This window comes from Azospirillum formosense, assembly GCF_013340925.1.
Classification (GTDB): Bacteria; Pseudomonadota; Alphaproteobacteria; order Azospirillales; family Azospirillaceae; genus Azospirillum; species Azospirillum formosense.
This window is the reverse complement of the sequence record NZ_WHOR01000039.1, coordinates 1-23,911: the sequence shown is the minus strand read 5'-3', so window position 1 is coordinate 23,911 and position 23,911 is coordinate 1. Positions and strand designations below refer to the sequence as shown.

The following is a 23,911-nucleotide window of genomic DNA, read 5'->3' as shown; positions in this document are numbered from 1 at the left end:
GGTTTGCGCCTTTTTAGGGAGGTGTTTTGGTTTTTGCCTACGATTGGATGAAAATGAAGCCGACTCGTGCATTGCGCGCGCACGAATCGGCCTTTCACCCCCGACGCAGATCCAGTGTCATGGGGAATTGCGGGTTGCGCTCCTCCGCCGGGGCATCCATCGGGCCTGGGGTGTGGCCGAAGGGGAAGAAGCGGGCGAGGCGCCGCCCCTCCGCCTCGTTGGCGTTGACCGGGAAGGTGTCATAGTTGCGCCCGCCCGGATGCATGACGTGGTAGGTGCAGCCGCCGATGGAGCGGCCCGCCCACAGGTCCAGGATGTCGAAGACCAGCGGCGTGTGCACCGGGATGGTCGGGTGCAGGCAGGAGGGCGGCTGCCACGCCCGGTACCGCACGCCGGCAACGAATTCGCCCTCCGTCCCCGTGGGGATCAGCGGCACGCGGCGGCCGTTGCAGGTGATAACGTAGCGCGCGTCGGTCAGGCCGGCGACCCGCACCTGCACCCGCTCGACCGAACTGTCCACGTAGCGCACGGTGCCGCCGCCGCCCGGCTCCTCGCCCAGCACGTTCCAGGGCTCCAACGCCATGCGCAGCTCCAGCGAGATGCCGCGCTGGTTGACGTGGCCGTAGACCGGGAAGCGGAAGTTCATGTGCGGGTCGAACCAGCGCTCCTCGATGGGATAGCCGTGATCGCGCAGGTCGGCGACGACGTCCGCCAGATCCTGCTGCACGAAATAGGGCAGCATGAAGCGGTCGTGCAGCTCCGTCCCCCAGCGCACCAGCTTTCCCTTGTAGGGGGCCTTCCAGAAGCGCGCGACCAGGGCGCGCAGCAGAAGCTGCTGGGTCAGGCTCATCTCCGCGTGGGGCGGCATCTCGAAGGCGCGGAACTCGACCAGCCCGAGCCGCCCGGTGGAGCTGTCCGGGGAATAGAGCTTGTCGATGCAGAACTCGGCCCGGTGGGTGTTGCCCTGCACGTCGGTCAGCAGGTTGCGCAGAACGCGGTCGACCATCCAGGGCGGGCAATCGCCCGTCGCGGCGGCCTTGTCGATCTGGTTGAAGGCGATCTCAAGCTCGTAGAGCGCGTCGTCGCGGGCCTCGTCCACGCGTGGCGCCTGGCTGGTCGGGCCGATGAACAGGCCGGAGAAGGCGTAGGACAGCGACGGGTGGTTCTGCCAGAAGGTGATCAGGCTGCGCAACATGTCGGGCCGCCGCAGGAAGGGGCTGTCCGCCGCGGTGGCGCCGCCCATCACCACGTGGTTGCCGCCGCCGGTGCCGCAGTGGCGCCCGTCGATCATGAACTTCTCCGCACCCAGCCGCGACCGGCGGGCGTCCTCGTAAAGCTCCAGCGTGTTGCGGACCAGCTCGTCCCAACTGTGGGCGGGATGGATGTTCACCTCGATCACGCCAGGGTCGGGGGTGACGGCCAGCGAGTTCAGGCGCGGGTCCTTCGGCGGTTGGTAGCCCTCGATCACCACCGGCATGTCCAGCTCGACCGCCGTCGCCTCGATCTCCGCCAGCATCGCCAGATAGTCCTCCAGCGTGTTCATGGGCGGCATGAAGAGGTGGATGCGGCCGTTGCGCGCCTCGCAGGTCAAGGCGGTGCGGACCACCCACCAAGCGGACTTGCCGTGCTCCGGCATCTCGCTGCGCACCTCGGCCATGGCGCGCTGGACGCGCTCGTTCCGTCGGGTGGCGTCCTGCCGTTCGGCCTCCTCGCGCAGGGCGTGCTGGCGCAGCGGCACCCGGTTGGGCGGCAGCGGCGCCCGCTCCTCGAACGGGTCGGTCTCCCAGGAATAGGGATAGTCCTGCGGCGACACCCAGGGCAGTGAACCGAGCGGCAGGCGGTAGCCGACCGGGCTGTCGCCCGGCATCAGCAGCAGCCGTTCCTGGCGCAGCGGCCAGGCGCTGGACAGCCACACCGGCCCCTGCTGGGTCATCTTGCGGTTGATCGGCAGGGCGAAGCCCACCGGCTCGTTCAGGCCGCGGGTGAAGACATAGGCGAGGCGCGCCCGCTCCTCCTTGTCCTCCAGCTTGCTGTCCAGCGGATCGACGTTGACCGGCAGCAGTGATTCGCGGCGCAGGTAGTGCCAGGGGTCCTCATAGGCCGCCAGCACCAGCGCCGGGTCCAGCCCCAGCTTCTTCGCCAGCGTGACCAGGAAGGCGCCGGCGTCCTCCGCCGTGTGGCCGTAATCGGTGTCCTCGCGGGCCAGCAGGTCGCTGTTCGCCCACAGCGCTTCGCCATCGCGGCGCCAGTAGACGGTCATCGCCCAGCGCGGCAGCGATTCGCCGGGATACCATTTGCCCTGGCCGAAATGCAGCAGGCCGCCCGGTGCGAAACGGTTGGCCAGCCGGTGCACGAGGTCGGCGGCGAGCTTGCGCTTGTTCGGGCCGAGCGCCGTGGTGTTCCACTCCGCGCCGTCCATGTCGTCGATGGAGACGAAGGTCGGCTCGCCGCCCATGGTCAGGCGGACGTCGCCGGCGGTCAACTCCTCGTCGATGCGATGGCCCAGCGCCTCGATCCCCGCCCACTGCCGGGGCGTGTAGGGTTTGGTGACGCGCGGCGCCTCATAGATGCGGGTGATCGACATCTCGTGCCCGAACTCCACCTCGCACTCGTCGATGAGGCCGGAAATCGGGGCGGCCGAGGAGGCGTCGGGCGTGCAGGCCAGCGGGATGTGCCCTTCGCCCGCCAGCAGGCCGGAGGTGGGGTCGAGGCCGACCCAGCCGGCGCCGGGCAAGAACACCTCGGTCCAGGCGTGCAGGTCGGTGAAGTCCTCCTCGGGACCGGACGGACCGTCGAGCGCCTTCTGGTCGGCGGTGAGCTGGATCAGGTAGCCGGAGACGAAGCGCGCGGCCAGACCGAGGTTGCGCAGGATCTGCACCAGCAGCCACGCCGAATCGCGGCAGGAGCCGGTGCGCTTGCCGAGTGTTTCCTCGCAGGTCTGGATGCCGGGCTCCAGACGGATGACGTAGCCGATGTCCTTCTGGAGCCGCTGGTTGATGTCGACCAGGAAGTTGATGGACGCCGCCGGCTCCCGCGAAATTCCGGTCAGGTAGCCGGCCAGCAGCGGCCCCGGCTCCTCCACCTCCAGATAGGGGCGCAGCTCTCGCTCCAACCAGGGCTCGTAGGCGAAGGGGATGGTCTGTGCCTTCTCCTCCAGGAAGAAGTCGAAGGGGTTGATCGCCGCGATCTCCGCGACGAGATCGACCTCGACGACGAATTCACGGGTCTTTTCCGGGAAGACGAAGCGGGCCTGGTAGTTGGACTGCGGATCCTGCTGCCAGTTCAGGAAATGATGCTTCGGGGTGACGCGCAGCGAGTAGCTGAGGATCGGGGTGCGGCAGTGGGGGGCCGGGCGGAGCCGGACGATCTGTGGTCCCAGATTGACCAATCGGTCGTAACGGTAGACGGTCTTGTGGTTGAGAGCGACGTGGATCGCCATGAAGTTCCACCCGTTGTCTGCGCTGGCCGGTCCCCTGCGGCTCTCCGCCGCACGGAGAGGGCATAGTACCATCGAAGAGTTCGCGCAGACCAGAGCGCCTTCGCAATCGCGGCACGAACTGGTTGCACAAAAAACAAGCAGATGCATATTGGACCGGTTGCGTCTTTCATCGACGCCCCGACCGCTTTATAAAGGCCCATCTCTGTCCGCGGGCCTTGTCCGTTGGACGAGAGCGACGCAGGCAGAATGTGCATCGGGAATGGCGACGCTGGCGGGCCTGTCTGTGGGTGGCGGTGTTTCGGCGGGCGATGGAACGCCCGGCGGTTCAACGCGTGGCGTCGTCACCGGAAAATACTTCAACTTCAATCCGCTGCCTCCTCCACCCGACATTCTCGGCAACCCGCTGGTCATCGGCAACCTGCCGACGCACAAGGCGCCCAAGGAAACGTGGCGCAGCCGGTGGCGACGCCGACTGGCGCGGTTCCACATCGGCAGGCAGTCGGCGCAGGTGAAGCGGCGCTGGAAGATCCAGGACACCATCTCTTCGGTGATCGCCTCGGTCTCGCCGGCAGCGACTCTTCTGGGGGAGCGAGGAGGACCGGAAAAGCGCAAGGCATCCAGCGTTCCGGTCATCGTGGTGCGGCATCCCTACCATCTCCGCCATGTCTTCGAACTGATCCTGCAGACCCCGGACGATCTTGCGGCGGAGCGCCGGTTCCTCGAACTGCTGATGGGGCGCGTTCTGCGCCGGTACGGGGAACAGCTCGAGCAAATCCGTGGCTCCGCCTTTTCCTTCGAGAGCGAAGCGCGGGAGTATTTCTTCGCGGGATTCAAGCTGGAACGCCAGATCAAGAAGTACACAAGTCCGGAAGAACGTTTTGCAGCGCTGCAATCGATCTATGTTAATTATTTCCATGGGCGGAACTACTATCTTTACGCCCTGTTGCGCCGGGAGAAATTGGCGCCGGACAACAAGCTGTTCATGCTGAACTCCCGCGCCGTCTATTTCATGGCACGGATCGGTTGGAACGGGGAACTTCTGGACAAGCCCAACCCGCGCTCCCTGCCCAGCCGTGAGGACATCTTTTTCCTCGTTCAGCGTGACAAGACGGTCCTGACGCGCTATCGCAGCGACCAGGATTTCCAGCGGCAGGTGAAGGCCGTCCTGGAAGCGTTTCCGGCGTAAGGGATGTGTACGATGCGGGCAGCGATTCTTCTGGCGGGCATGCTGATGGCCGGCACGGCCATGGCGGCGGACACCAGCGGGGAGGCCGCCAAGCCCGTTGACTGTGCCGGGGAGACCCCGGTGGCGCTGCTGCTGTGCCGCGACGCGTCTCTGGCGGCCACCGCCGATAAGCTCAATACGGCGGTGCGGGCGCTGACCGCTTAGGCCGGGGATTTGGGGCAGGAAGCGGTGGCCGCCGGCCAGCGTGCATGGCTCCAGCGGCGGGACGCCGCCTGTCCGGTGGCGGAGGCCGATCTGCTCGATCCGAAGAAAAGCAAGGACCGCGCCACTTGTCTGGCACGCCAGATGTCCGACCGCACCAAGGCGCTGGAAGCGGAACTGGCCGCTCGCCGCGCTCCGGTGGCCGACGAACCGCTGACCGTTTCCGCGTCCGCCCCGCAACGCCCGGTTCCAACCAATCTTCAGGGGCATCCAAAGCCTGCCTCGGCGAAGCGCTCGGTGGACCTGCCGGCCCTGACCGGCCGCTGGGCCAAGGCCGATCCGGCCACCCGGACGCCCATCGACGATTGCCGGACCTCCTACCTGGAGATCACCGGCGACGGCGGCTTCAGCCTGCACGACCCGCGCATTGCAGCCTTTCCGCTGGAAGGCCCGCTGGCGCCCGGCGAGGGCGATCTGGCCGAGGGGATGGCCTTCGGTGGGGAAGAGGGGCTGCCGGAAGGCGTGCTTCGTCTGGATGCCGCCGAGGCGCCGCGGTTGGACCGCCTGTTTCTGACGCTGGACCCGCCGCCCTTCGGCGCCACCTTCGTCCGCTGCCGCTGACGTCGGTTTCCGGCTCTCAGCGGGTGAGCGGTTGCAGACGCAAACGCAAGGTGCCCCTCAACTCCTCGCCCGGTTCGAGACGGCGCAGGCCGGCGTCCGGTTCATCCGGGTGGTTGACGGCGTCGGTCATATGGGACACCGGCTCGACGCAGAGATAGTCCTCGCCCGGCGGCGCATAGACGATGAGATGGCCGAACGGTCCTTCGGTTTCGATCGACAGCCGACGGGCGAGCGTCGGCCAGTCCAGCGCCGCCGCCCCGTCCCAGCCGGTGAAGCCATTGTCGAGAACGGTCCGGTCCATGACGATTCCGTCGGCAAAGGCCCAGCGGGGCGGCACCGCGGCGCGCTCCACCGGAAGGATGGTCGGCCCGTTCAGCCAGACGCCGTCGACCCGGGCGGTCAGACGGGTGCCCGGCGGCTTCGGGAAATAGGGGTGCAGCCCGATCCCGGCGGGCATCGGCGTGTCGTCCTCGTTGACGAGGGAGAGGGTCAGGCTGGCCCCGTCCTCCTCCAGCGCCACGGTCTGCGTCGCGCGGTAGCGCCAGGGCCAAGCGTCGGCGGGGTGCCGGAACACCATGCGCACGGCCGTTTCGGTGGCGTCCTCGACCGTCCAGGCGGCGCGCCAGCCATGGCCATGGATGACATGCGGGTTGCCGTCGCCGTCGAGCGGAAGCCGCACCCGCTGCCCTTCGAAGGTGAACTGCCCTCCGCCGATCCGGTTGGAAAAGGGCACGAGGGGAAAACAACCCATGTCGTTGGCCGAGCCGTGGCGCATCGCCCAATCGGAGGCCGGGCGCAAGAGATCGATCGTTCCGTCCGCGCCGCGCCAGGCGAGGCGGGCAACGACGCCGCCGCGCCGTGGGCACAGCGTGCATTCCAGGGAGCCGTTCGCAGCGCTGCGAGTCAACTTGAGGGTGTGGGCGTCGATTCCCTGGTCCAACTCGACCTGCTCCATCCGGATCTCCTGCCGACGGTGGTTGGACGCCGGTGTCGGTTCGGGTATCGCACAGCCCGCAGGGGAAGGGAAGGGCAGGGCTGCGCGCAAAAGTGTGCCATGGGCCAAGCCAGATGGCCCCTTGCAATACCTTTGCGCACACATCCACCTCCGTCGTGCAACCGCACCGTTTGGTCATTTCGGCCGGCGTATACCGGCTGTTTACCGGACTGCGCGGATTATGGCCGACTGTCCATGCCATCCACCGCCACGCCGATCCCGCCCATAGGCCGCCCGTGTCAACGCCCGCCTCAAGGACGCCCGCCTTCGCAGGGGCACCCGGCCCCGCCGGCACGCTCGACGAGGCGGTGCTGTGCCAGACCCTTGCCGATCACCATGGCGGGCCGGCTCGGATGGTCATCGGCATCGCCCTGCGTCCGCATCTCGACAGTCTCGTGCTGACCCCGACGGAGCTGATCCACAGCAGCCGGCATCTGAAGGTGCTCCAGGCCAAGCCCACGCTGGTGGAGTCCGCCCTGGGCCGGGTCGCCACGGTGCAGGCCCGCCTCCCCGGCCAGGATGCCAAGACCCGCCGCCGCGCGCTGGACAACGCGCTATCCGAAACCGTGGCGAAAGCCCGTACCGTCCAACTCGCCTTCACCGGGATGGCGCGGGGGCGCGCCCTCGTGGACCTCATCCTGCGCAGCGCACCGGGAAAATCGCCGACCGGCGACCCCGGATTCGATCTGCGTGCGGCGGTTTGCCTGGAGCTTGAGGACTGCCGGACCTGGTCATCGAAGCTCGACGCTCTGATCCAGCTGTTTCCGGCGGAGCGGCAGGACGCCCTGTCCACCGCGCTGGACGAGGTGATCGGCGACGTGCTGGCCTCACCCGCCGCGACGCAGGAACTGTTCGGAAGCACGCCGGCCGGCGGCTCGCCGCTGGTGGGGCTGTGCGACCTTCTGTTCGGGCGCGTGCCGATGGAGGTGTTTGGGCCGAACCGGTTGGGTGTTCTCAATGGCCTGTTCCGCCAGGGGCGCTTGCCCGCCGCCCGCGCCATGGTGCTGGAGCGCATCCGGCGCCAGCTTCGCGCGCCGCAGACGCTCGGGCGTGGCACGGCGGAACAGGAAGCCGACCTGCTGCGCGCGCTGATGGGGCATCTGCTGACCCCGACAGGGCTGACCGGCGGGTCCGCCATGGCCGACGCGCTGACCGTCCGCTACTCCCGCCGGTTGGAACAGGGGGGGGCGAGCGCCTACCGGCGTTCCATCGTGGGACTCAGCGAAACGCAGCCCGACCTGATCTGTCGAATCCATTATCTGGTCGCCGTCTCCGCGGTGCCCGCCGCGGAACGGCATATGGGCGAGATCGTGGACGCGCTGGACGCCGCGCTGAAGAATGAGCTGCTGGTGGAGAACATGGTGCTCCAGACGCCCGACACGGCGCTGGTGCGGCAGGCCCTGACCGGCGCGGTGGAGGCCATCCGCGGTTCGGCGCTGGCGGAGCACGATCGGGAACGGATCGCCGCCCGCACGGATTCGGTGGTCGACGACTTCGCCCGGCGGGGCCGGCTCGTCCAGCGGCTGCGCCAGATCGAACCGCTGCCGCGCCGCCGCATCATTCGCCTTGCGGAACTGGCCTGTTCCGGTCTGATCGGCGACGACGGGGCGCTTTCGGTCCTGCGCCAGCACATTTTGGAGACCGCCCGCCAGCCGCAGTTCCAGGCCGAGCTGGCCGGCGCCCAGAGCGACGACATCGCCCAGGCGGAGGTCCGCCGCCTGTACGAGCTGCTCGACCGTCTGAGCCAGATGCAGCTGCCATCGGCCAAGCCGTCGCCCCTGCGCGACCAGACGGCGGCGCGGTCCGCCTTCGAGCCTTGCGGCGCGACGGGGCTGCCCACCATCGTGGCTCCGCCGGTCCGCAGCATCGCCCTTCCGGTGAGCGCCGCCGCGGTGACGATGGAGGCGCCGTTGGTTGTCGCCGCCGCGTCGGGCCTTTGCCCGGCCTGCTTCGTGCCGAAGGCCCCGCGCGAGGTGTGCCGGGATTGCGGCTACCCGGTCCGTGTGCAGAACCGCAACGGGGTCCATCTTCTTCCGGGAACGCGGCTGCTGGGACGCTATCTGGTGGGCCGCGTCCTCGGGCAGGGGGGCTTCGGCGCCACCTATCTGGGCTGGGACGAACGGCTTCAGATCAAGGTCGCGGTGAAGGAATTCTACCCCGCCAATCTGGTGTCCCGCGTCGCCGGATCGCCGGGGATCGCTCCCTTCTCCGACGAGCACGCGCAGAGCTTCTCCGCCGGGCTGGCGAAGTTCCTCGATGAGGCGCGGATGCTCGCCCGCCTGCGGGAGGTCAAGGAGATCGTCAGCGTCCAGGACTTCTTCGAGGAGAACGAGACCGCCTATCTCGTCATGGAGCTTCTCGACGGACGGACCCTGAAGCGGCATGTTTCCGAGAATGGCGGACGGATCACCGCGCGTCAGGCGTTGACCCTGTTGTCACCGATCATCAAAGCGCTGCACGCTGTGCACGAGCAGGGCCTGATCCACCGCGACATCAGCCCCGACAATATTTTCCTGACCAGCTCCGGCGACCGCAAGCTGCTGGATTTCGGCGCCGCGCGCCACGCCGCTGGGAAAAGCGCCGACCTGACGGTGATCCTGAAGCCGGGCTACGCGCCGCCCGAACAATACGCGCCGGATGGAAGGCAGGGGCCTTGGACGGATGTCTACGCGCTGTGCGCCACCGTCTACTACGCGCTGACCGGAAAGACACCGCCCGACGCCACCAGCCGCTTCATGAACGACCGGGTGCCCCGTCTGGCCGAAGGCGGCGCCACGGTGCCGCCCGGATTCGAGAAGGTGTTGCTGAGTGGCCTCTCGATGCGCTGGCAGGACCGGCCCCGCAGCATGCGGGATCTCCTGGTGGCGCTGACCGGGGCGATCAACGGGCCGTGACGACCCGGAGGAATGGGGCGGGAAACGGGGCGGTGCGCGGTTTCACCGCCCCAATCACCTGAAGAAGACCGCCGTGATCGGCGATCCTTTCCCTGGCGCCGTTACTTGGCGTCGGCGGCAACCTGCATCTTGACGATCTTGTCCGGGTCGCTGACCTGTCCGTTGCGGGACTGGCTGCCCTTCTTGATCTTGTCGACGAACTCCATGCCTTCGACGACCTTGCCCCAGACGGTGTACTGCTTGTCCAGGAACGAAGCCGGGGCGAAGCAGATGAAGAACTGGCTGTCGGCGCTGTCCGGGTCCGGCGTGCGGGCCATCGACAGCGTGCCGCGGACGTGCGGCTCGTTGCTGAACTCGGCCTTCAGCTTCTTGCCGGAACCGCCGGTGCCGGTGCCGGTCGGATCGCCGGTCTGGGCCATGAAGCCGTCGATCACACGGTGAAAGACGACGCCGTTGTAGAAGCCCTGACGGGTCAGTTCCTTGATACGGGCGACGTGGTTCGGTGCCAGGTCGGGGCGCAGTTCGATGACCACGCGGCCGTCCTTGAGGTCGAGATAGAGGGTGTTTTCCGGATCCAAGGCCTTGGCCTCCCCCTGAGCGAAGATGAATGTGGCGAACAGTGCCGCCATGAGAATGCGCGTCCACCGCAACATGCGAAACACTCCGATGTGCCGATTCCGCGGACGCGACCATAGGGGAAACCGGCGCCGATGCAAAGACGCCCTGCGGGGATGCCTTCACCGGCGCCTTTTCCATCCGTTTCCGCCGCCGGCTCATCATTGTCCCAACGCTGCACGGTCGCGCCCCGGCCGCGATGAACGATAGACTGCCTTTCGGGTGTTCATACCCGAAAGAGACCGATGGCAATTTGGACGGCAAGGGGTGGGGCGTGCGGCAGCAAAGCGTGCGGCGGTTGAGACGATGGCTGGTGCTGGTGAAGCTGGTGCTGATCGGTGGCGCGGTCGCCCTCGCCGTCCAGCACCGGACCGATCTGGCCGGCACCGCCGCTACACAGGCGCTGCGCCGCGCCGGCTTCCCAGACGCCGCCGTGACGGTGACCGACCTGTCGGTGGAGCAGACCAGCGCCGTGGTCCGCCTGGACCGGCAAGGCACGGTCGGCGGAACGCTCACCATCCGTCATCCGACGGGCGCCCTTCTTGAGGGGCGAATCGAACGCCTGGATCTTGCGGACGTCCGCCTGAGGCTGGACGTGGCCAAGGACGGCGTCCTGCGCATCGCCGGCTATCCATTAACCGGCTCCTCCGGTGCGGGAGGCAACGGCGGCGCGGCAGGCGGCGGAAACGTCGTGATTCCCATCGACACCATCCAACTCGGCGACTCCACGGTGACGCTGGCGACACCGCGGGGCACGGCCGGCGGGACGCTGCGCCTGACCATGACCCGCGACGGAACGATCCACCGCGGGCAGGCGACGCTGACCGCTCCGGCCAAAGGGCTGCCGGTCCTGACCCACTGGACCGGTGCCGGGACCATCGCCGAGACGGTGGGCACCCTGACCGCCAAGGCGCGCCTCACCTGGGACGGGGCGGCGCTGAAGGCCCAGGGCGACCTGATGCTCGCCGACCTCGCCGGGCAATTCGGCCCGGTTTCGGCCAGTGGCATCAACGGGGTGCTGTCCCTTCCCAGCCTGTTTCCGCCGGTGATCGCGCCGGGCCAGACGCTGGCGGTGAAGCTGCTCGACGTCGGGCTGCCGCTGACCGACGGCACCCTGCGCTTCGGCTATGGGGCGAAGGGCCGGCTGAGCGTGGAGCGTGCCGAATGGCATTGGGCCGGCGGCGTGCTGCGGGCGGACCCCTTCGCCATCGACCCGGTGGCGCCGCAGGGGACGGTGATCCTGCGGGCGGAGCGCGTCCATCTCGGCCCCATGCTGGCGATGGTCGCGGTGGACGGGCTGGAGGCGAGCGGAACGGTGAGCGGGCGCCTGCCGGTGCGCATCGGGGCCGATTCCGTCCATCTGGACGGCGGCCTGCTGGAGGCCGACGGTCCCGGCACGCTGCGCTACGATCCCGAGAACCCTCCGGGCTTTCTGAAGGGCGAGGAGGGCAGCCCAACGGCCCTGCTGATGGGGGCGCTGACCGATTTCCGCTATGACACGCTGAGCGCCACCGTGGAGGGGCAGGCGGGCGGAGAACTGGCGGTCGGAATCGCCATCCGCGGGTCCAACCCGGCATTCTACGATGGCTATCCGGTCGCGCTTAACCTTAAGGTGAGCGGCGCGCTCGATCGGATTCTGCGGCAGAGTCTGGACACCTACCGCATTCCGGAGACGGTGCGCGACCGCATGACGGAGTTCCAACGAAAGAATCCATGAGACACACCGTTCGAAGCCGGCGCGTCCTGACCGCCGCACTGATTGCCGGCTTGGGGGCCGGACTGGGCGCCTGCACCCCGACCGTCAAGGTCGAGGCACCCGACAAGCCCATCGAGATCAACCTGAACATCCGGATCGAACAGGAGGTCCGGGTGAAGGTCGAACGCGACCTGGAAAAGGCCATCGCGGATGATCCGGCCCTGTTCGGACTGCCTTCGGACAGCGGCGCGAAGGGAGGGAAAAAGCCATGATGCGCATGTTTGCCGCCGCCGGGCTGGTCCTGGCGTTTGTCCTGTCGGGTCCGGCGATGGCTCCGGCCCAGGATGCCCTGGGCGCCGCCAAGGCCGCCGGGCAGATTGGGGAACGGCCGGACGGGCTGGTTGGGGCGGTCCCCGGCGCGCCGGCCGTCGCTGCCCAGCTTGCCGAGCAGGTCAACGCCCAGCGTCTCGCCCGCTACCGCGAGATCGCCGGAAGCAACGGCACCTCGGTGGATCAGGTCCAGGCCCTGGCCGGAAAGCAGCTGATCGAGCGCACTCCCGCCGGCCAATATGTGCTGTCGGGCGGGCGCTGGGTCCGCAAGTAGACCACCCCGCGGGCATGACCGCCGACCTCCGTGCCCGAATCGGGAAGTGCCGCGCGGCTCTGGCCGCCGCACCGGGCGATTCCGCGGCGTTGGCCGGGCTGTTCGGCGCGCTCGACGCGCTGGGCGAGCCCGGCACTCCGGAGGAGGCGGTGGCCCGCTCCGCCTGCGGCGAGGCGCTGCGGCGGCAGGGACGGGCGGTCGACGCCGAGGCGCACCACCGCGCTGCCCTGTCCTGGCTGCCGGACTTCGGCGGCAACCATTTCAATCTGGGCCTGACGCTCCAGGCGCTGGGCCGCATCGCGGAGGCGGCGGACGCCTATGGTGAGGCCGCAAGGCTGATGCCCCGCTTCGCCGCGGCCCCCTGCAACCAGGGGGTCCTGCTGCGCGCACTGGGCCATCGCGAGGCGGCGGAGACGGCGCTGCGCCGGGCCGTGTCGCTCGATCCCTCTCTCGTTCCCGGTTGGCTCAATCTTGGTGCGGTGGTTCAGGAGTTGGGGCGGGCCGAGGCCGCCATCGGCTGTTACCGGACCGCCCTGGCCCTACGGCCCGATCTGGCCGAGGCCCACGCGAATCTCGGATTGGTGGTGAAGGAGGCCGGGCGTCCGGCCGACAGCCTGCCGGCCTTCGAGCGCGCCCTGGCGCTCGGCCTGCCCGACGCGGGCGGCGTGCTCGCGCAGCTCATCCAGCAGATGCGACACCTCTGCCGCTGGGACGGGCTGGCCGAGCGCTCCGCGCAACTGGTCGCCCTGGTGCGCGGCGGTGCGACGCGGCAGGTCCATCCCTGGATCTTCCTCGGCGAGGGTGCCGGCCCGGCGGCGGAATTGGTCTGCGCCGGCCGTTACGCAGATTGGCGCACCCGGATGATCTCCGTCATGCCGGTCCGCCGCGCCGCCGGACCGCGCGGCCGGCTGCGCGTCGGCTATCTGTCCGCCGACTATCACGAGCACGCCACCGCCGCCCTCATCGCGGAACTCATCGAGCGTCACGACCGGAATAGGGTGGAGGTCGTCGGTTACAGCTATGGCCCCGACGATGGCGGCTCGATGCGGCGCCGGCTGGCCGCCAGCTTCGACCGTTTCGTGGATATCACCGCCTGCTCCCACGCCGACGCGGCGACGCGCATCCGGGCGGATGGGGTCGACATCCTGGTGGACCTCAAGGGCTACACCCAGCACGCCCGGCCGGAAATCGCAGCCCACCGGCCCGCCCCGATTCAGGTGCAGTGGCTCGGCTATCCGGGAACGATGGGCGCCGGTTTCATCGACTATGTGATCGGCGACCCACTGGTCACGCCCTTCGACCAGCAGCCCTTCTACGCCGAGCGGATCGTTCAGATTCCGTCCTGTTACCAGCCCAACGACCGCAGCCGGCCGATCGGCCCGACCCCATCCCGCGCCGCCTGCGGGCTGCCGGAGCGGGGCATGGTCTTCTGCTGCTTCAACGCCGCCTACAAGATCACGCCGGACCTGTTCGACCGGTGGTGCCGCCTGCTGGGCACGGTTCCGGACAGTGTGCTGTGGCTGCTCGACAGCCATCCGGAGGCGAGCGCGAATCTGCGGCGGGAGGCCGCGTGCCGGGGCATGGGTGAGGGCCGGTTGATCTTCGCTCCCCGTCGTCCTGCGGCGGAGCATCTGGCGCGCTACCGTCTGGCCGACCTGTTTTTGGACACCGCACCGGTCGGTGCCCACACCACCGCCAGCGACGCGCTGTGGGCGGGCCTGCCGGTGCTGACGGTGACGGGGGAGGGGTTCGCGTCGCGCGTTGGGACGAGCCTGCTGCACGCCGCTGGCCTGCCGGAGCTGGCCGTCCGTTCGCTCGTCGAATATGAAGGAACGGCCTTGCGATTGGCCCGCGACCCGGCCGGCATCGCCCGGTTGAAGGCGCGCCTCGCCGTGGAGCGGGACCGCGCGGCGCTGTTCGATACCGACCGCATCGCCCGCGCTTTGGAGCGCGCCTACGCGACGATGTGGGACGTCCAGGCGGCGGGCGAGCCGCCCCGCCCATTCACCGTCCCGGAGGAAGATTAAGGGAAGGGGCAACGGTCGGCGGTGACCTCCACGAAGGAGCGGGCGCCGGGCGCGAAGGTGAAACGGTACTCGGTGTTGTCGATCACCACCGTCTGGTGAAGGGGCAGGACGCCCTTGGCGACCGTGTCCTTGCCGCCCATGCCGGCAATCTTGATGGTCACCGGCTGCGCCGGGTCGAACCAGCTTTCGGGATTGCCCTGGGCGTTGCGCGACGATTGGCCCTCGCCGCTGACCGTTACCGCGCCGTTGTTGAAGCTCGTGCTACGGTTGCCCGACTTCAGGAGGGGGGTGGCCAGGGCGAAGCGCTTGGTTTCCGCCGGCTGGCAGTTGCGCACCGCCTGCACCTGGGCGATCACGAAGGCGAGGCGGTTGGGGTCCATGCCGCCCTTCAGCCGCTCCGACACCAGGCCGGTCAGCCGCGCGAGTTCGCCCGAGGGAACCTCGCGCTGGAGCCGGGCCTCCAACTCCGCGGCGCGGGCCTCCGCCGTTCGGGCGGCGTGCTGCATCTGGCTGGCGAGCAGTTCCAACTCGGCCTTCTGACGCGACAGGGTGGAGATCTCTTCCCGCAACGTGACGTCGCGGCCCTTCAACTGCTCGATGCCCATCTGGTAGGCGAAAAGACCGACGCCGAGGAGAACGGCGGCGAACAGACCGAATTTCGCGAACCCCGCCCAAAAGCGGCGGCGATAACGGCGTTCGTAGTCGTAACGTCCCAAGGCCATGTGCAGCAAACCCGAGCGGAAGGAGAGGGTGCTATGGCTACCCAGATCGGCCGCCCGATGCAACCCCTTGAGCTTGGCGGGAGATGCCGCTCCAGGTCAGTTGCTCGCTCCGGATGGGCCGAGGAATCCGGCACTGATCCCCGGCGTGCGGAACTCGCCAACATTCTTGAACACGAAACGGAAGAAGATGGTGTTTCCTTCCTCCTCGCCATTCTGGATGGTGGTGTAGTCACGCTGGGCGATGGTTTCGAAGATCAGGCATTCGTCCTGATAGCGGAGCACGCCCGCGCTGGAGCGCGGACCCGCATCGGGGCGCAACGCCTGGGAGTGGGACAGACTGAGCGACCAGTGTTGCGAGAACTGCGACGCCAGTGTGATGCCGGCCTGTTCGACTTCGTTCCGTTCCACGACGTAGGGATTCTCCGTCTGGTCGACGTAGGTGTAGGTGGTGTAGAGCCGCAGCAGCGGCACACCGGCCGATGCGTTGACCGAATGGCGGCGCGGCTTCAGCGTGTCATGATCGATGCGGAAGCCATAGTTAAGGTCAAGCCACTCGGCCGGGCGCAGGTCGAGACGACCGACATAATCCGACGACTTCTTGTCGAGGCCCGAACCGCCGCGGAAATTCTCCGTATCGTCGGCACGGAAGCTCTGGCCGACGAACAGGCTCGCCGACCCGGTCTTGTAGCCCTGGAACGTCGTGCGCAGGCCGTAGGTTGCGCGTAGGCCGCCGTCCAAACGATCGATGCCGGTGAACCGGTTGGGCATCAGCAGGTTGATCTCGTCGAACTCGACGTCGAGGCTGTCCTCGTTCGGGAAGGCCGGATCGTTGTCCACCTTCGGCGATACGCTGATCTGTCCGATGGGCTCGATGGTCTGGAAGTTGTTTTCGCCATAGCGGACGAAGGGATAGCGGACCGTCGTCGTGGCCTGTGGGAAGAAGCGCAGACGCTGCACGCTGTCGTTGCCGGTTCCGGCCGGATCGTTCGGATCGAACCGCTGGGCGGTGTAGCCGGCCAGCAGGACGCTGCCTTCGACCGTGGTGACGAAACCAAGGTTGGAGTAGATGTCCCGCTGCCATCCGGGCTGCATGGCCAGCCGCTGGGTATCTGGACCGCCGCTGCCGGGCCGGGCGATGGCCAGCAGGCTGCTGTCCAGGGACCAGCGCCCGCCCATCAGGCTCCCCGGCTCGCCCAGCGCGTTGTAGCGCGCTTCGGGAAGCACGTAGGGTTCCTGGACCGGGTTGCCCCAGCGCAGATCCTGGAAGCTGTAGGCATTCACCGCCGCATAATTGCGACCGTTGAACCCTTCGACGAAGGCCCGGCTGGTCAACACCTCATCACGGATGTTGAAGTAGCGGCGCAGATACAGCTCGTCGCTGGCCCGCTTCAGATTGAAACCCCAGCGCCATGTCTCGTCGATGTCGAACAGGCCGCTGGCGAAGGCGTGGCCGCGCCAGCGCCGGTCGTCCGCGTCCTTCAGCGTGCCGTTGGGGATTTCGCCCTGAGTCCCCGACACGTCGAGCTGCAGCCGCCCGTTCTCGAACCGCTTGCGGTATTGGCCGCCCAGGAACAGGCCTTGGTTGGAATAGCCGCCGAGGTCGAACGTCGCATCCTGATCCGGCGCGATGTCCCAGTAATAGTGGGAAATGACGCCGAAACCGAGATCCGAGTTGTTGCGGAAGCTGGGCGTCAGGAAGCCCGAGCGCCGGTCCACCGTGGGATCGGGGTGGGAAAGATAAGGGGTATAGAAGAACGGAACGCCGAACATCTCCATGAAGGCGTCGCGGTAGCGGACCTCATGATCCTCGTTGTCCTGCACCACGCGGGCGGCGCGGATCTGCCAGACCGGCGCACGGGTCGGATCGGTCTTGCAAAGCTCGCAGGGGCTGTAGACGGCGCGGTTCAGGCGGATCAGCCGCCCGCCGCGGCGCTCGCCTTCGGTGCCGGCCATGCGGCTGTTGTCGGTCATCAGCACGCGAACGTTCTCGACGAACGCATCGCGCATGTCGTCGGTCAGTTCCGCATAGTTGGAGAACAGAATGTCGCCCGAGGGCTCGACCAGCCGGACGTTGCCGGAGGCGATCACCACCTTGGTCTGCTGGTTGTAGGTGATCGTGTCGGCATGGACCGTCCGCGCGCCCTGCGACAGCTCGACGTTGCCCGACGCCGTCACGAGGCTGTTCGCCTCGTCGAAGGTGACCGTGTCCGCTCCCAGAAGGACCGGGGGGTCCTGGGGCTTTCCATCGGACGGCCCCGGCGACGGGACGACGACCTCAAGCCGCCCGCCTGGGTCCACCCCGGCGGGTGGGGCGGCGTTCGCCTGCGGCGCCGGCGCGGGAGGCTGCTGCGCGTCGGCCAGATCGGCCAGAACGACGCCGCAGGCGGCCATCAGGGCGACGATGCCGGATCGCAGGACCAGCGACCGGCGGTCCAACGGGCGGTGCATCTTCGGGCTGGTGGCGCGGGCGCGCCGGGCATGTCGGGACGGGAGCTGGGACATGCGGAACGTTTGAGGTAACCAACCGGCCAAGTCAACGGTTTCGCGGCATGTTTCGCGAATTGTCCGACGTCTGTTGCCGGCTGGTTAGCCATGAAAAAAGGGACCGCCCGCAACAGGCGGACGGCCCCTCGTTCGAGCCCTTTCCAAGGCAGCCGGCCCGCCGCCCGTCCCTCAGGCGAAGGCCTTGTAGGCGATGAGCGTGAAGGTGTCGCGCACCCCGGCCAGGGTCTGGATGTTCTCGGTCACGAATCGGCCGATGTCCAGATCCTGGGGCAGATAGCACTTCATCAGCAGATCGTACTGGCCGGAGATGGAGTGCACCTCCGACACCTGCTCGATGTCCTGGACGGCCTGATCGGCCACCTGATAGGCCTTGCCCAGCTCGCACTTGACCATGACGAAGATGGTCTGCATGGCGCTCAGCCCTCCTGCGAGGATTGCTCGGCGGGTTCAGCCGGGGCCGGGCGCCGCGCGGAGCGGAGCATGAAGGCCGGCATATGGTCGCCGAAGCCGATCACCGGTGTGTCGTCCTCGTCCTCGTCGCGGCGGCGGCGGCGGTCGCGGTCCCGATCCCGGCGCGGCTCCTGGCGGCGGCTCTCGGCCGCGGCCAGCGATTCGCGCGGCTGGCGATCCTCACGGGGCTGCCGCTCCTCACGGGGTTGCCGGTCCTCGCGCACCGGACGCTCGTCGCGGCTCGGGCGCTCCTCGCGCGGTTGGCGCTCCTCACGGGCCTGACGCTCCTCACGGGGCGCCCGCTCCTCACGCTCAGGGCGTTCGGCGCGCGGCGCGCGGTCGCCGCGCTCCTTGTCCTTGCCACGCCCCCGGCTGCGGCCGCGGCGCGCCTCGTCCTCGCTGAGGAACTCGGCCGACTCGAGGCCGTCAATGGCAATCAACGGAATCTCCCGCTTGATGAGGCGGCCGATGGCCGAAACCTGCTTGCCGTCCAGGGGGCTGGCCAGCGTGAAGGCACGGCCCATGCGGCCCGCCCGCCCGGTGCGTCCGATGCGGTGGACATAGTCTTCCGGGCTGACCGGCACGTCGAAATTGAAGACGTGGCTGAGTCCCTGCACGTCCAGGCCGCGCGCCGCCACGTCGGAACAGACGAGGAGCGTGATCTCCCCCTTCTTGAAGGCTTCCAGCGTCTCGGTCCGCTTCGACTGCACCATGTCGCCGTGCAGCGCGCCGGCGTTGAAACCGTGGCTCTCCAGCGACTTCTGGAGAATGGCGACGTCGCGCTTGCGGTTGCAGAAGATGAAGGCGTTCTTGACGTCCTCGGTGCGCAGCAGGTGGCGCAGCGCCTTGCGCTTGTCCTCCTCGTGCACCAGGACCATGGCCTGGGTCACCGTCTCCGACGGCGAGGCCGGCGGGGCGACGGTCACTTCCTTCGGGTTCGACAGGAAGGCGTCGGCCAGACGGCGGATTTCCGGCGGCATGGTGGCGGAGAAGAACAGCGTCTGGCGCAGCTTGGGCAGCTTGCTGACGATCCGTTCGATGTCCGGGATGAAGCCCATGTCGAGCATCCGGTCCGCCTCGTCGATGACGAAGACCTTGATGTCATTGAGCATGATGTTGCCGCGCTCGAACAGGTCGATCAGACGGCCCGGCGTCGCGATCAGCACGTCCACCCCGCGGTCCAGCCGCTTCACCTGCTCGGTGAAGGTTTCGCCGCCGATCAGGAGCGCCATGCTGAGCTTGTGATGCTTGCCGTAGGTCTCGAAGCTGTCGGCGACCTGCGCCGCCAGCTCCCGAGTCGGCTCCAGGATGAGCGAGCGGGGCATACGCGCCCGCGCCCGGCCCGAAGCCAGGATGCTGATCATCGGCAAGGTGAAGCTGGCCGTCTTCCCGGTGCCGGTTTGCGCGCAGCCGAGCACATCGCGGCCTTGCAGGACCCAGGGAATGGCCTGTTCCTGAATTGGCGTCGGCTGGGTGTAACCTTTGTCCTCGATTGCCCGCAGGACGTCAGGTCCAAGCCCAAGTTCCGAAAAGAGCATCCAACCTGTTTCTGTCTGGAGTGCGAAAATCGTGCCGGTACGGCCCGACGAGTAGATGGTGCGGCAGAATATGAAGTCAAAGGGCGCTGTCAATAGACCTTGTGATGGAATCGCGCATTGCGCGGCTTCGGATGGGCCGCTTGGCGTTCCGCGTCCGCTCGGCTAGGCTGCGAAAAGGCCGCGGAAACCGTGGAAATCCGGGGGCTGTGACCGCCGGAATGCAGGTTTCCGCCTCTCCTTCCGCCCGGGCCGGACAAATAAAAAAGGCAGCCCTCCGATGTTACTGTCCTCCGAACGTTCCGTCCTGGTGGTGGTCGATATCCAGGAAAAGCTGATGCCGGCGATCGCCGAGTCCGCGCGGGTCGAGCGCAACGCCGCAACCCTGCTGAAGGCCGCCGCCCTGCTCGGCGTGCCGGCTTTCGCCACCGAACAGTATCCCAAGGGCCTCGGCCCGATGGCCTCCTCCCTGCGCGCCCTGCTGCCGCCGGACGGGGTGGTGGAGAAGATCAGCTTCTCCGCCGCGCGGGAGCCGGCCTTCCTGGAGCGGCTGGAGCGGCTGGGTCGCCGTCAGGTGGTGCTGGCCGGGTCGGAGGCCCATGTCTGCGTGATGCAGACCGCCTTGTCGCTGGTCGGGCTGGGGTTCGAGGTGGTGCTGGTGGCCGACGCCGTGTCGTCGCGCACGCCCGCCAACGCGGAGCTTGGCATCGCCCGCATGCGCGCCGCCGGGGCGACCATCGTCAGCACGGAGATGGTCCTGTTCGAGTGGATGGAGCGGTCGGACATCCCCGCCTTCAAGGCGGTGCTCGACCTGATCCGCTGACCGGATGAAGACAGTCAGAACGGGAAGGGAAGAGGGATGAGCGATCGGATTCCCCTGGTCCTGCTGCCCGGCATGCCTCTGGATGCCGCGCTGTGGGAACATCAGACCGGCCATCTCGCCGATGTGGCGGAGCCAGCCGTCGGAGACCTGACCGGCCAGGACTCCATGGCCACCCTTGCCGCCGCGGTGCTGGCGCAGGCGCCCGAGCGGTTCGCCCTCGCCGGATTGTCGATGGGCGGTTACGTCGCCTTCGAGATTCTGCGGCAGGCGCCGGAGCGGGTGGCGAAGCTCGCCCTGCTCGACACCAGTGCCCGCCCGGACACGCCGGAGCAGACCGCCACCCGCCAGGACGCCGTGCGGCTGGTGGGACAGGGACGGCTGCGGCAGGTGATGGCCGCCGGCATGCCGCGCCTCGTCCATCCCGACCGGACGGGCGAACCCGCCCTGGTCGACTCGGTGCAGGCCCAGGCCCAGCGGATCGGGCCGGAGGGCTACGTCCGCCAGCAGACCGCCATCATGAGCCGTCCGGACAGCCGGCCCGGCCTGGGGGCCATCGCCTGCCCGACGCTGGTGCTGTGCGGGCGGCAGGACGCCATCACGCCTCCGGCGCTGCACGAGGAGATGGCCGAGGGCATCCCCGGCGCCCGCCTCGTCCTGATCGAGGATTGCGGCCATCTGTCGGCGATGGAGCGGCCGCAGGCGGTCACCGCCCTGCTGCGGCAGTGGCTGCTCTACGCCTGAACGACGTCCTCCGCCTCAGCAGTCAGGACCCCCGCCGCAGCCGTCCAGGTCGGCGCGGCGGGCCGGAAAAAGGGCGAAGGTCATGTCGCTGATGAGTGACCGGAAGTCCGGGTCGTTCGGTCCCTGGGGCCGGTCGAGCCAGCCGGTGGCCGAGGACAGCGTTCCGCCGCCCCGGCAGAAGGCGCCCTGGACCACGATGGGGCCGCCGGGCGGGCTGGTGCGCAGGGGCTGGCCGCTGCACAGGTACGAATTCAGCGTCGTCTCGGCGGGGTTGAAGGCGAGAACGACCCGGTAATCGGGCCGCGCCGTCTGGTTCGGCGTCGTGGTGAAGTTGGTGCGCACGCCGGAAATGCGGTTCTGCATGTTGGCGGTCACCAGCGGCCCGAAGGTTTGCGGGTCCATGCCGAAGGGATTCCCGAGGATCACCACGCGCAGATCGCGGTTGGAGGCCGCGTAGGAGACCTCGCTCAGCGTGTAGGCGGGAACGGGCAGGTCGGCCACCACGCGTTCGTTGGTGCAGGCCGCCGCCATCGCGCAGAGGGCGAGAACGCTGGCACGGGACAGGAAGGTCATGGCTCGCCTGGGCTGCTGAGTGGACAGGGGCGATCAATCATGGGATGCCGCTCCGGCACCGACAAGCCCACGCCTCCGGAAGAGCCGCCGCTCAGCCGACCGCGCATCCCGGCGGCGTTCAACATCACACGTCGATGTCGTCGACCCGGACGAACTTCGCGTTCTCCTGGATGAACTGGAAGCGCAGCTCCGGACGGCGGCCCATCAGCTCCTCGACTCGGGTCTTGGTGGCCTTCACGTCTTCCGCCTGCTCCGGATCGGCGCTGTTGGGCACGACGACGCGCAGCAGCGTGCGCTTGGCCGGGTCCATGGTCGTCTCGCGGAGCTGGGCCGGCATCATCTCGCCCAAGCCCTTGAACCGGCTGATCTCCACCTTCTTGCCCTTGAAGGTCTTGTTCAGAAGCTGGTCCTTGTGCGCGTCGTCGCGGGCGTAGACCGACTTGGCGCCGTGGCTGATGCGGTAGAGCGGCGGCAGAGCCAGATACAGGTGCCCGTTCTGGATCAGCCCGCCCATCTCCCGGTAAAAGAAGGTCATCAGGAGCGAGGCGATGTGCGCGCCGTCCACGTCGGCGTCGGTCATGATGATGACCCGCTCGTAACGCAGCTTGTCGCTGGAGAAGTCCTTGCCCACCCCGCAGCCCAACGCCTGGGTGAGGTCGTTCAGCTCCTGGTTCGCCTTCATCTTGTCGGAGGAGGCCGAGGCGACGTTCAGGATCTTGCCGCGCAGCGGCAGGATGGCCTGGGTCTCGCGGTTGCGCGCCTGCTTGGCGGAGCCGCCCGCCGAATCGCCCTCGACCAGGAAGATCTCGGTGCCCTCCGGCGAGTTGCGGGAGCAGTCGGCCAGCTTGCCGGGCAGACGCAGGCGCCGGGTCGCGGACTTCCGTCCCAACTCCTTGGACTGCTTGCGCTTGGCGCGCTCCTCCGCCTTCTCGATCAGCCGTTCCAGAAGGGCCTTGGAGGAGGCTGGGTCGCCCGACAGCCAGTGGTCGAAGTGATCCTTGATCGCCGCCTCGACCAGCCGGTGGGCTTCGGCGGTGACCAGCTTCTCCTTGGTCTGGCCCTGGAAATGCGGCTCGCGGATGAAAACCGACAGCAGGATGCAGGCGTCGCCCATCACGTCGTCCGCGGTGACCTGGGCGGCGCGCTTGTTGTTGGTCAGCTCGCCGTAACCCTTCAGGCCGCGGGTCAGCGCGGCGCGCAGGCCGGCCTCGTGCGTGCCGCCCTGCGGGGTGGGCACCGTGTTGCAGTAGGTGTGCGAGAAGCCCTCGTCATCCTCCGGCCAGGCGATGGCCCATTCCACACGGCCCTGCTGGTTCGGGAAGTCCAGCGCGCCCGAGAAGGGCAGGCGGGTCATCGTCCGGCGTTCCTTCAGGGCGGCGTTCAGGTAGTCGAGCAGGCCGCCGGGGAAATGCAGCGTCTCCTGCGCCGGGGTGGTGCTGTCGGGGGACAGCAGGGACGGGTCGCAGCTCCAGCGGATCTCCACGCCCCGGTACAGGTAGGCCTTGGAGCGCGCCAGCCGGTACAGCCGGTGCGGCTCGAAATGAGCGGCCTCGCCGAAGATGTCGGGGTCGGCGTGGAAGCGGATGGTCGTGCCGCGGCGATTGGCCGCGCCCTGGCGGGTCAGCGGTCCCTGGGGCAGGCCGCGGCTGTAATGCTGCACGTAGAGCTGGCGGTCGCGCGCCACCTCGACGGTCAGCCGGTCGGACAGGGCGTTGACCACCGACAGGCCGACACCGTGCAAACCGCCGGAGGTCTGGTAGACCTTGTTGGAGAATTTGCCGCCCGAATGCAGGGTGGTGAGGATGACCTCCAACGCCGACTTGCCCGGGTACTTGGGATGGTCGTCGATCGGGATGCCGCGCCCGTTGTCGCGCACCACCACCGTGCCGTCGACGGTCAGTTCCAGGTCGATGCGGCTGGCGTGGCCGGCGACCGCCTCGTCCATGGCGTTGTCCAGAACCTCGGCCACCAGATGGTGCAGTGCCCGGTCGTCGGTGCCGCCGATGTACATGCCGGGGCGCCGACGGACGGGCTCAAGCCCCTCCAGAACCTCGATATCCTGGGCGGAGTAGGTCTCGGCCTTGCGCGCCGTGTTCTCGAAAAGATCGCTCATGGCCCCAGTTATAGGAATTTCGTCAGGGCTGCGCAAGCGCATGCGGTGGCTCCTATATACTCCCCGCACCATATTTTGTGATGCGCTTTTTCGACCCCAGAATGAACGAGGGCGGAGGCACGATGAGCGACGGCACTCCCACCGACCAATCCCCCACCCACCCCGACATGGA

19 protein-coding genes are annotated in these 23,911 nt (G+C 68.1%); 10 read left to right on the top strand and 9 right to left on the bottom strand.

Annotated elements, in window-relative coordinates; all coding sequences use genetic code 11:
- Window positions 1-94: 94 nt before the first annotated feature.
- Window positions 95-3,439, bottom strand: coding sequence for a transglutaminase family protein (locus tag GBZ26_RS07895; protein ID WP_174438367.1), 3,345 nt, complete (start codon window positions 3,437-3,439; stop codon window positions 95-97).
- A gap of 259 nt (window positions 3,440-3,698) precedes the next feature.
- Here GBZ26_RS07895 and GBZ26_RS07890 point away from each other — a divergent pair, with 259 nt between their 5' ends.
- Genes GBZ26_RS07890 through GBZ26_RS07885 form a run of 3 tightly spaced genes read left to right on the top strand, consistent with a single transcriptional unit; the run spans window position 3,699 to window position 5,447 of the window.
- A complete protein-coding gene (locus GBZ26_RS07890) occupies window positions 3,699-4,625 on the top strand; it encodes a hypothetical protein (protein WP_174438366.1) in 927 nt (308 codons plus the stop codon).
- 12 nt (window positions 4,626-4,637) lie between these two features.
- Window positions 4,638-4,829, top strand: a complete 192-nt coding sequence (locus tag GBZ26_RS30170; protein WP_247884782.1) for a hypothetical protein — start codon at window positions 4,638-4,640, stop codon at window positions 4,827-4,829.
- Window positions 4,830-4,853: 24 nt separating this feature from the next.
- Window positions 4,854-5,447 carry a lysozyme inhibitor LprI family protein gene (locus GBZ26_RS07885; protein ID WP_345772040.1) on the top strand — a complete coding sequence of 198 codons (594 nt, stop codon included), beginning with the start codon at window positions 4,854-4,856 and terminating at the stop codon, window positions 5,445-5,447.
- 16 nt (window positions 5,448-5,463) lie between these two features.
- Here GBZ26_RS07885 and GBZ26_RS07880 read toward each other — a convergent pair whose 3' ends face one another.
- Complete coding sequence (locus GBZ26_RS07880; protein ID WP_174438365.1) at window positions 5,464-6,402, bottom strand: aldose 1-epimerase; 939 nt, start codon at window positions 6,400-6,402, stop codon at window positions 5,464-5,466.
- A 275-nt stretch (window positions 6,403-6,677) separates the two neighbouring features.
- Between GBZ26_RS07880 and GBZ26_RS07875 the strand changes: the two genes are divergently transcribed.
- A complete protein-coding gene (locus GBZ26_RS07875; protein WP_174438364.1) occupies window positions 6,678-9,335 on the top strand; it encodes a protein kinase domain-containing protein in 2,658 nt (885 codons plus the stop codon).
- Window positions 9,336-9,436: 101 nt separating this feature from the next.
- Here the strand turns inward: GBZ26_RS07875 and GBZ26_RS07870 are convergent, their stop codons facing one another.
- Window positions 9,437-9,964: a peptidylprolyl isomerase gene (locus tag GBZ26_RS07870; protein ID WP_051140648.1), complete on the bottom strand. Its 528-nt coding sequence runs from the start codon at window positions 9,962-9,964 to the stop codon at window positions 9,437-9,439.
- Window positions 9,965-10,224: 260 nt separating this feature from the next.
- Between GBZ26_RS07870 and GBZ26_RS07865 the strand changes: the two genes are divergently transcribed.
- The 4 genes from GBZ26_RS07865 to GBZ26_RS29910 are packed head-to-tail and all read left to right on the top strand — an operon-like array spanning window position 10,225 to window position 14,277.
- The gene (locus GBZ26_RS07865) at window positions 10,225-11,667 is read left to right on the top strand and encodes an intermembrane phospholipid transport protein YdbH family protein (RefSeq protein ID WP_174438363.1); all 1,443 of its coding nucleotides are present in this window, start codon (window positions 10,225-10,227) and stop codon (window positions 11,665-11,667) included.
- Window positions 11,664-11,918, top strand: coding sequence for a YnbE family lipoprotein (locus GBZ26_RS07860; protein ID WP_174438362.1), 255 nt, complete (start codon window positions 11,664-11,666; stop codon window positions 11,916-11,918). The genes GBZ26_RS07865 and GBZ26_RS07860 overlap by 4 nt, the downstream gene beginning before the upstream one ends.
- Window positions 11,915-12,250 carry a YdbL family probable chaperone protein gene (locus GBZ26_RS07855; RefSeq protein ID WP_174438361.1) on the top strand — a complete coding sequence of 112 codons (336 nt, stop codon included), beginning with the start codon at window positions 11,915-11,917 and terminating at the stop codon, window positions 12,248-12,250. Before GBZ26_RS07860 ends, GBZ26_RS07855 begins: the two co-directional genes overlap by 4 nt.
- 14 nt (window positions 12,251-12,264) lie before the next feature.
- The gene (locus GBZ26_RS29910) at window positions 12,265-14,277 is read left to right on the top strand and encodes an O-linked N-acetylglucosamine transferase, SPINDLY family protein (protein ID WP_211104635.1); all 2,013 of its coding nucleotides are present in this window, start codon (window positions 12,265-12,267) and stop codon (window positions 14,275-14,277) included.
- Here the strand turns inward: GBZ26_RS29910 and GBZ26_RS07835 are convergent.
- The 4 genes from GBZ26_RS07835 to GBZ26_RS07820 form a co-directional block, all read right to left on the bottom strand.
- Window positions 14,274-14,999: a hypothetical protein gene (locus tag GBZ26_RS07835; protein ID WP_174438359.1), complete on the bottom strand. Its 726-nt coding sequence runs from the start codon at window positions 14,997-14,999 to the stop codon at window positions 14,274-14,276. The genes GBZ26_RS29910 and GBZ26_RS07835 overlap by 4 nt on opposite strands.
- 96 nt (window positions 15,000-15,095) lie before the next feature.
- On the bottom strand, window positions 15,096-17,501 hold the full coding sequence (locus GBZ26_RS07830; protein WP_174438358.1) for an LPS-assembly protein LptD: 2,406 nt from the start codon (window positions 17,499-17,501) through the stop codon (window positions 15,096-15,098).
- A gap of 171 nt (window positions 17,502-17,672) precedes the next feature.
- Window positions 17,673-17,915, bottom strand: coding sequence for an Lrp/AsnC ligand binding domain-containing protein (locus GBZ26_RS07825; protein WP_149466929.1), 243 nt, complete (start codon window positions 17,913-17,915; stop codon window positions 17,673-17,675).
- 5 nt (window positions 17,916-17,920) lie between these two features.
- Window positions 17,921-19,492 (bottom strand): DEAD/DEAH box helicase, encoded by a 1,572-nt coding sequence (locus GBZ26_RS07820; RefSeq protein WP_174438357.1) that lies wholly within the window; start codon window positions 19,490-19,492, stop codon window positions 17,921-17,923.
- 277 nt (window positions 19,493-19,769) lie between these two features.
- Here GBZ26_RS07820 and GBZ26_RS07815 point away from each other — a divergent pair, with 277 nt between their 5' ends.
- Entirely contained in the window at window positions 19,770-20,312 is a 543-nt protein-coding gene (locus tag GBZ26_RS07815) for a hydrolase (RefSeq protein ID WP_174438356.1), read from the top strand.
- Window positions 20,313-20,348: 36 nt separating this feature from the next.
- Entirely contained in the window at window positions 20,349-21,053 is a 705-nt protein-coding gene (locus tag GBZ26_RS07810) for an alpha/beta fold hydrolase (RefSeq protein WP_174438355.1), read from the top strand.
- A 15-nt stretch (window positions 21,054-21,068) separates the two neighbouring features.
- On the opposite strand, the gene GBZ26_RS07805 is transcribed toward GBZ26_RS07810, so the two are convergent.
- A complete protein-coding gene (locus GBZ26_RS07805) occupies window positions 21,069-21,626 on the bottom strand; it encodes a hypothetical protein (protein ID WP_174438354.1) in 558 nt (185 codons plus the stop codon).
- A gap of 124 nt (window positions 21,627-21,750) precedes the next feature.
- Complete coding sequence (parE, locus tag GBZ26_RS07800; RefSeq protein WP_174438353.1) at window positions 21,751-23,739, bottom strand: DNA topoisomerase IV subunit B; 1,989 nt, start codon at window positions 23,737-23,739, stop codon at window positions 21,751-21,753.
- Between the last annotated feature and the right edge of the window lie 172 nt (window positions 23,740-23,911).

Excerpts from the sequence above, each read along its gene's own strand:
- GBZ26_RS07880 (WP_174438365.1), bottom strand. The coding sequence starts at position 6,402 with ATGGAGCAGGTCGAGTTGGACCAGGGAATCGACGCCCACACCCTCAAG.
- GBZ26_RS30170 (WP_247884782.1), top strand. The coding sequence starts at position 4,638 with ATGCGGGCAGCGATTCTTCTGGCGGGCATGCTGATGGCCGGCACGGCC.
- GBZ26_RS29910 (WP_211104635.1), top strand. The coding sequence starts at position 12,265 with ATGACCGCCGACCTCCGTGCCCGAATCGGGAAGTGCCGCGCGGCTCTG.
- parE (WP_174438353.1), bottom strand. The coding sequence starts at position 23,739 with ATGAGCGATCTTTTCGAGAACACGGCGCGCAAGGCCGAGACCTACTCC.
- GBZ26_RS07895 (WP_174438367.1), bottom strand. The coding sequence starts at position 3,439 with ATGGCGATCCACGTCGCTCTCAACCACAAGACCGTCTACCGTTACGAC.
- GBZ26_RS07805 (WP_174438354.1), bottom strand. The coding sequence starts at position 21,626 with ATGACCTTCCTGTCCCGTGCCAGCGTTCTCGCCCTCTGCGCGATGGCG.
- GBZ26_RS07810 (WP_174438355.1), top strand. The coding sequence starts at position 20,349 with ATGAGCGATCGGATTCCCCTGGTCCTGCTGCCCGGCATGCCTCTGGAT.
- GBZ26_RS07820 (WP_174438357.1), bottom strand. The coding sequence starts at position 19,492 with ATGCTCTTTTCGGAACTTGGGCTTGGACCTGACGTCCTGCGGGCAATC.
- GBZ26_RS07870 (WP_051140648.1), bottom strand. The coding sequence starts at position 9,964 with ATGGCGGCACTGTTCGCCACATTCATCTTCGCTCAGGGGGAGGCCAAG.
- GBZ26_RS07890 (WP_174438366.1), top strand. The coding sequence starts at position 3,699 with ATGGCGACGCTGGCGGGCCTGTCTGTGGGTGGCGGTGTTTCGGCGGGC.
- GBZ26_RS07815 (WP_174438356.1), top strand. The coding sequence starts at position 19,770 with ATGTTACTGTCCTCCGAACGTTCCGTCCTGGTGGTGGTCGATATCCAG.
- GBZ26_RS07835 (WP_174438359.1), bottom strand. The coding sequence starts at position 14,999 with ATGGCCTTGGGACGTTACGACTACGAACGCCGTTATCGCCGCCGCTTT.
- GBZ26_RS07855 (WP_174438361.1), top strand. The coding sequence starts at position 11,915 with ATGATGCGCATGTTTGCCGCCGCCGGGCTGGTCCTGGCGTTTGTCCTG.
- GBZ26_RS07830 (WP_174438358.1), bottom strand. The coding sequence starts at position 17,501 with ATGTCCCAGCTCCCGTCCCGACATGCCCGGCGCGCCCGCGCCACCAGC.
- GBZ26_RS07825 (WP_149466929.1), bottom strand. The coding sequence starts at position 17,915 with ATGCAGACCATCTTCGTCATGGTCAAGTGCGAGCTGGGCAAGGCCTAT.
- GBZ26_RS07860 (WP_174438362.1), top strand. The coding sequence starts at position 11,664 with ATGAGACACACCGTTCGAAGCCGGCGCGTCCTGACCGCCGCACTGATT.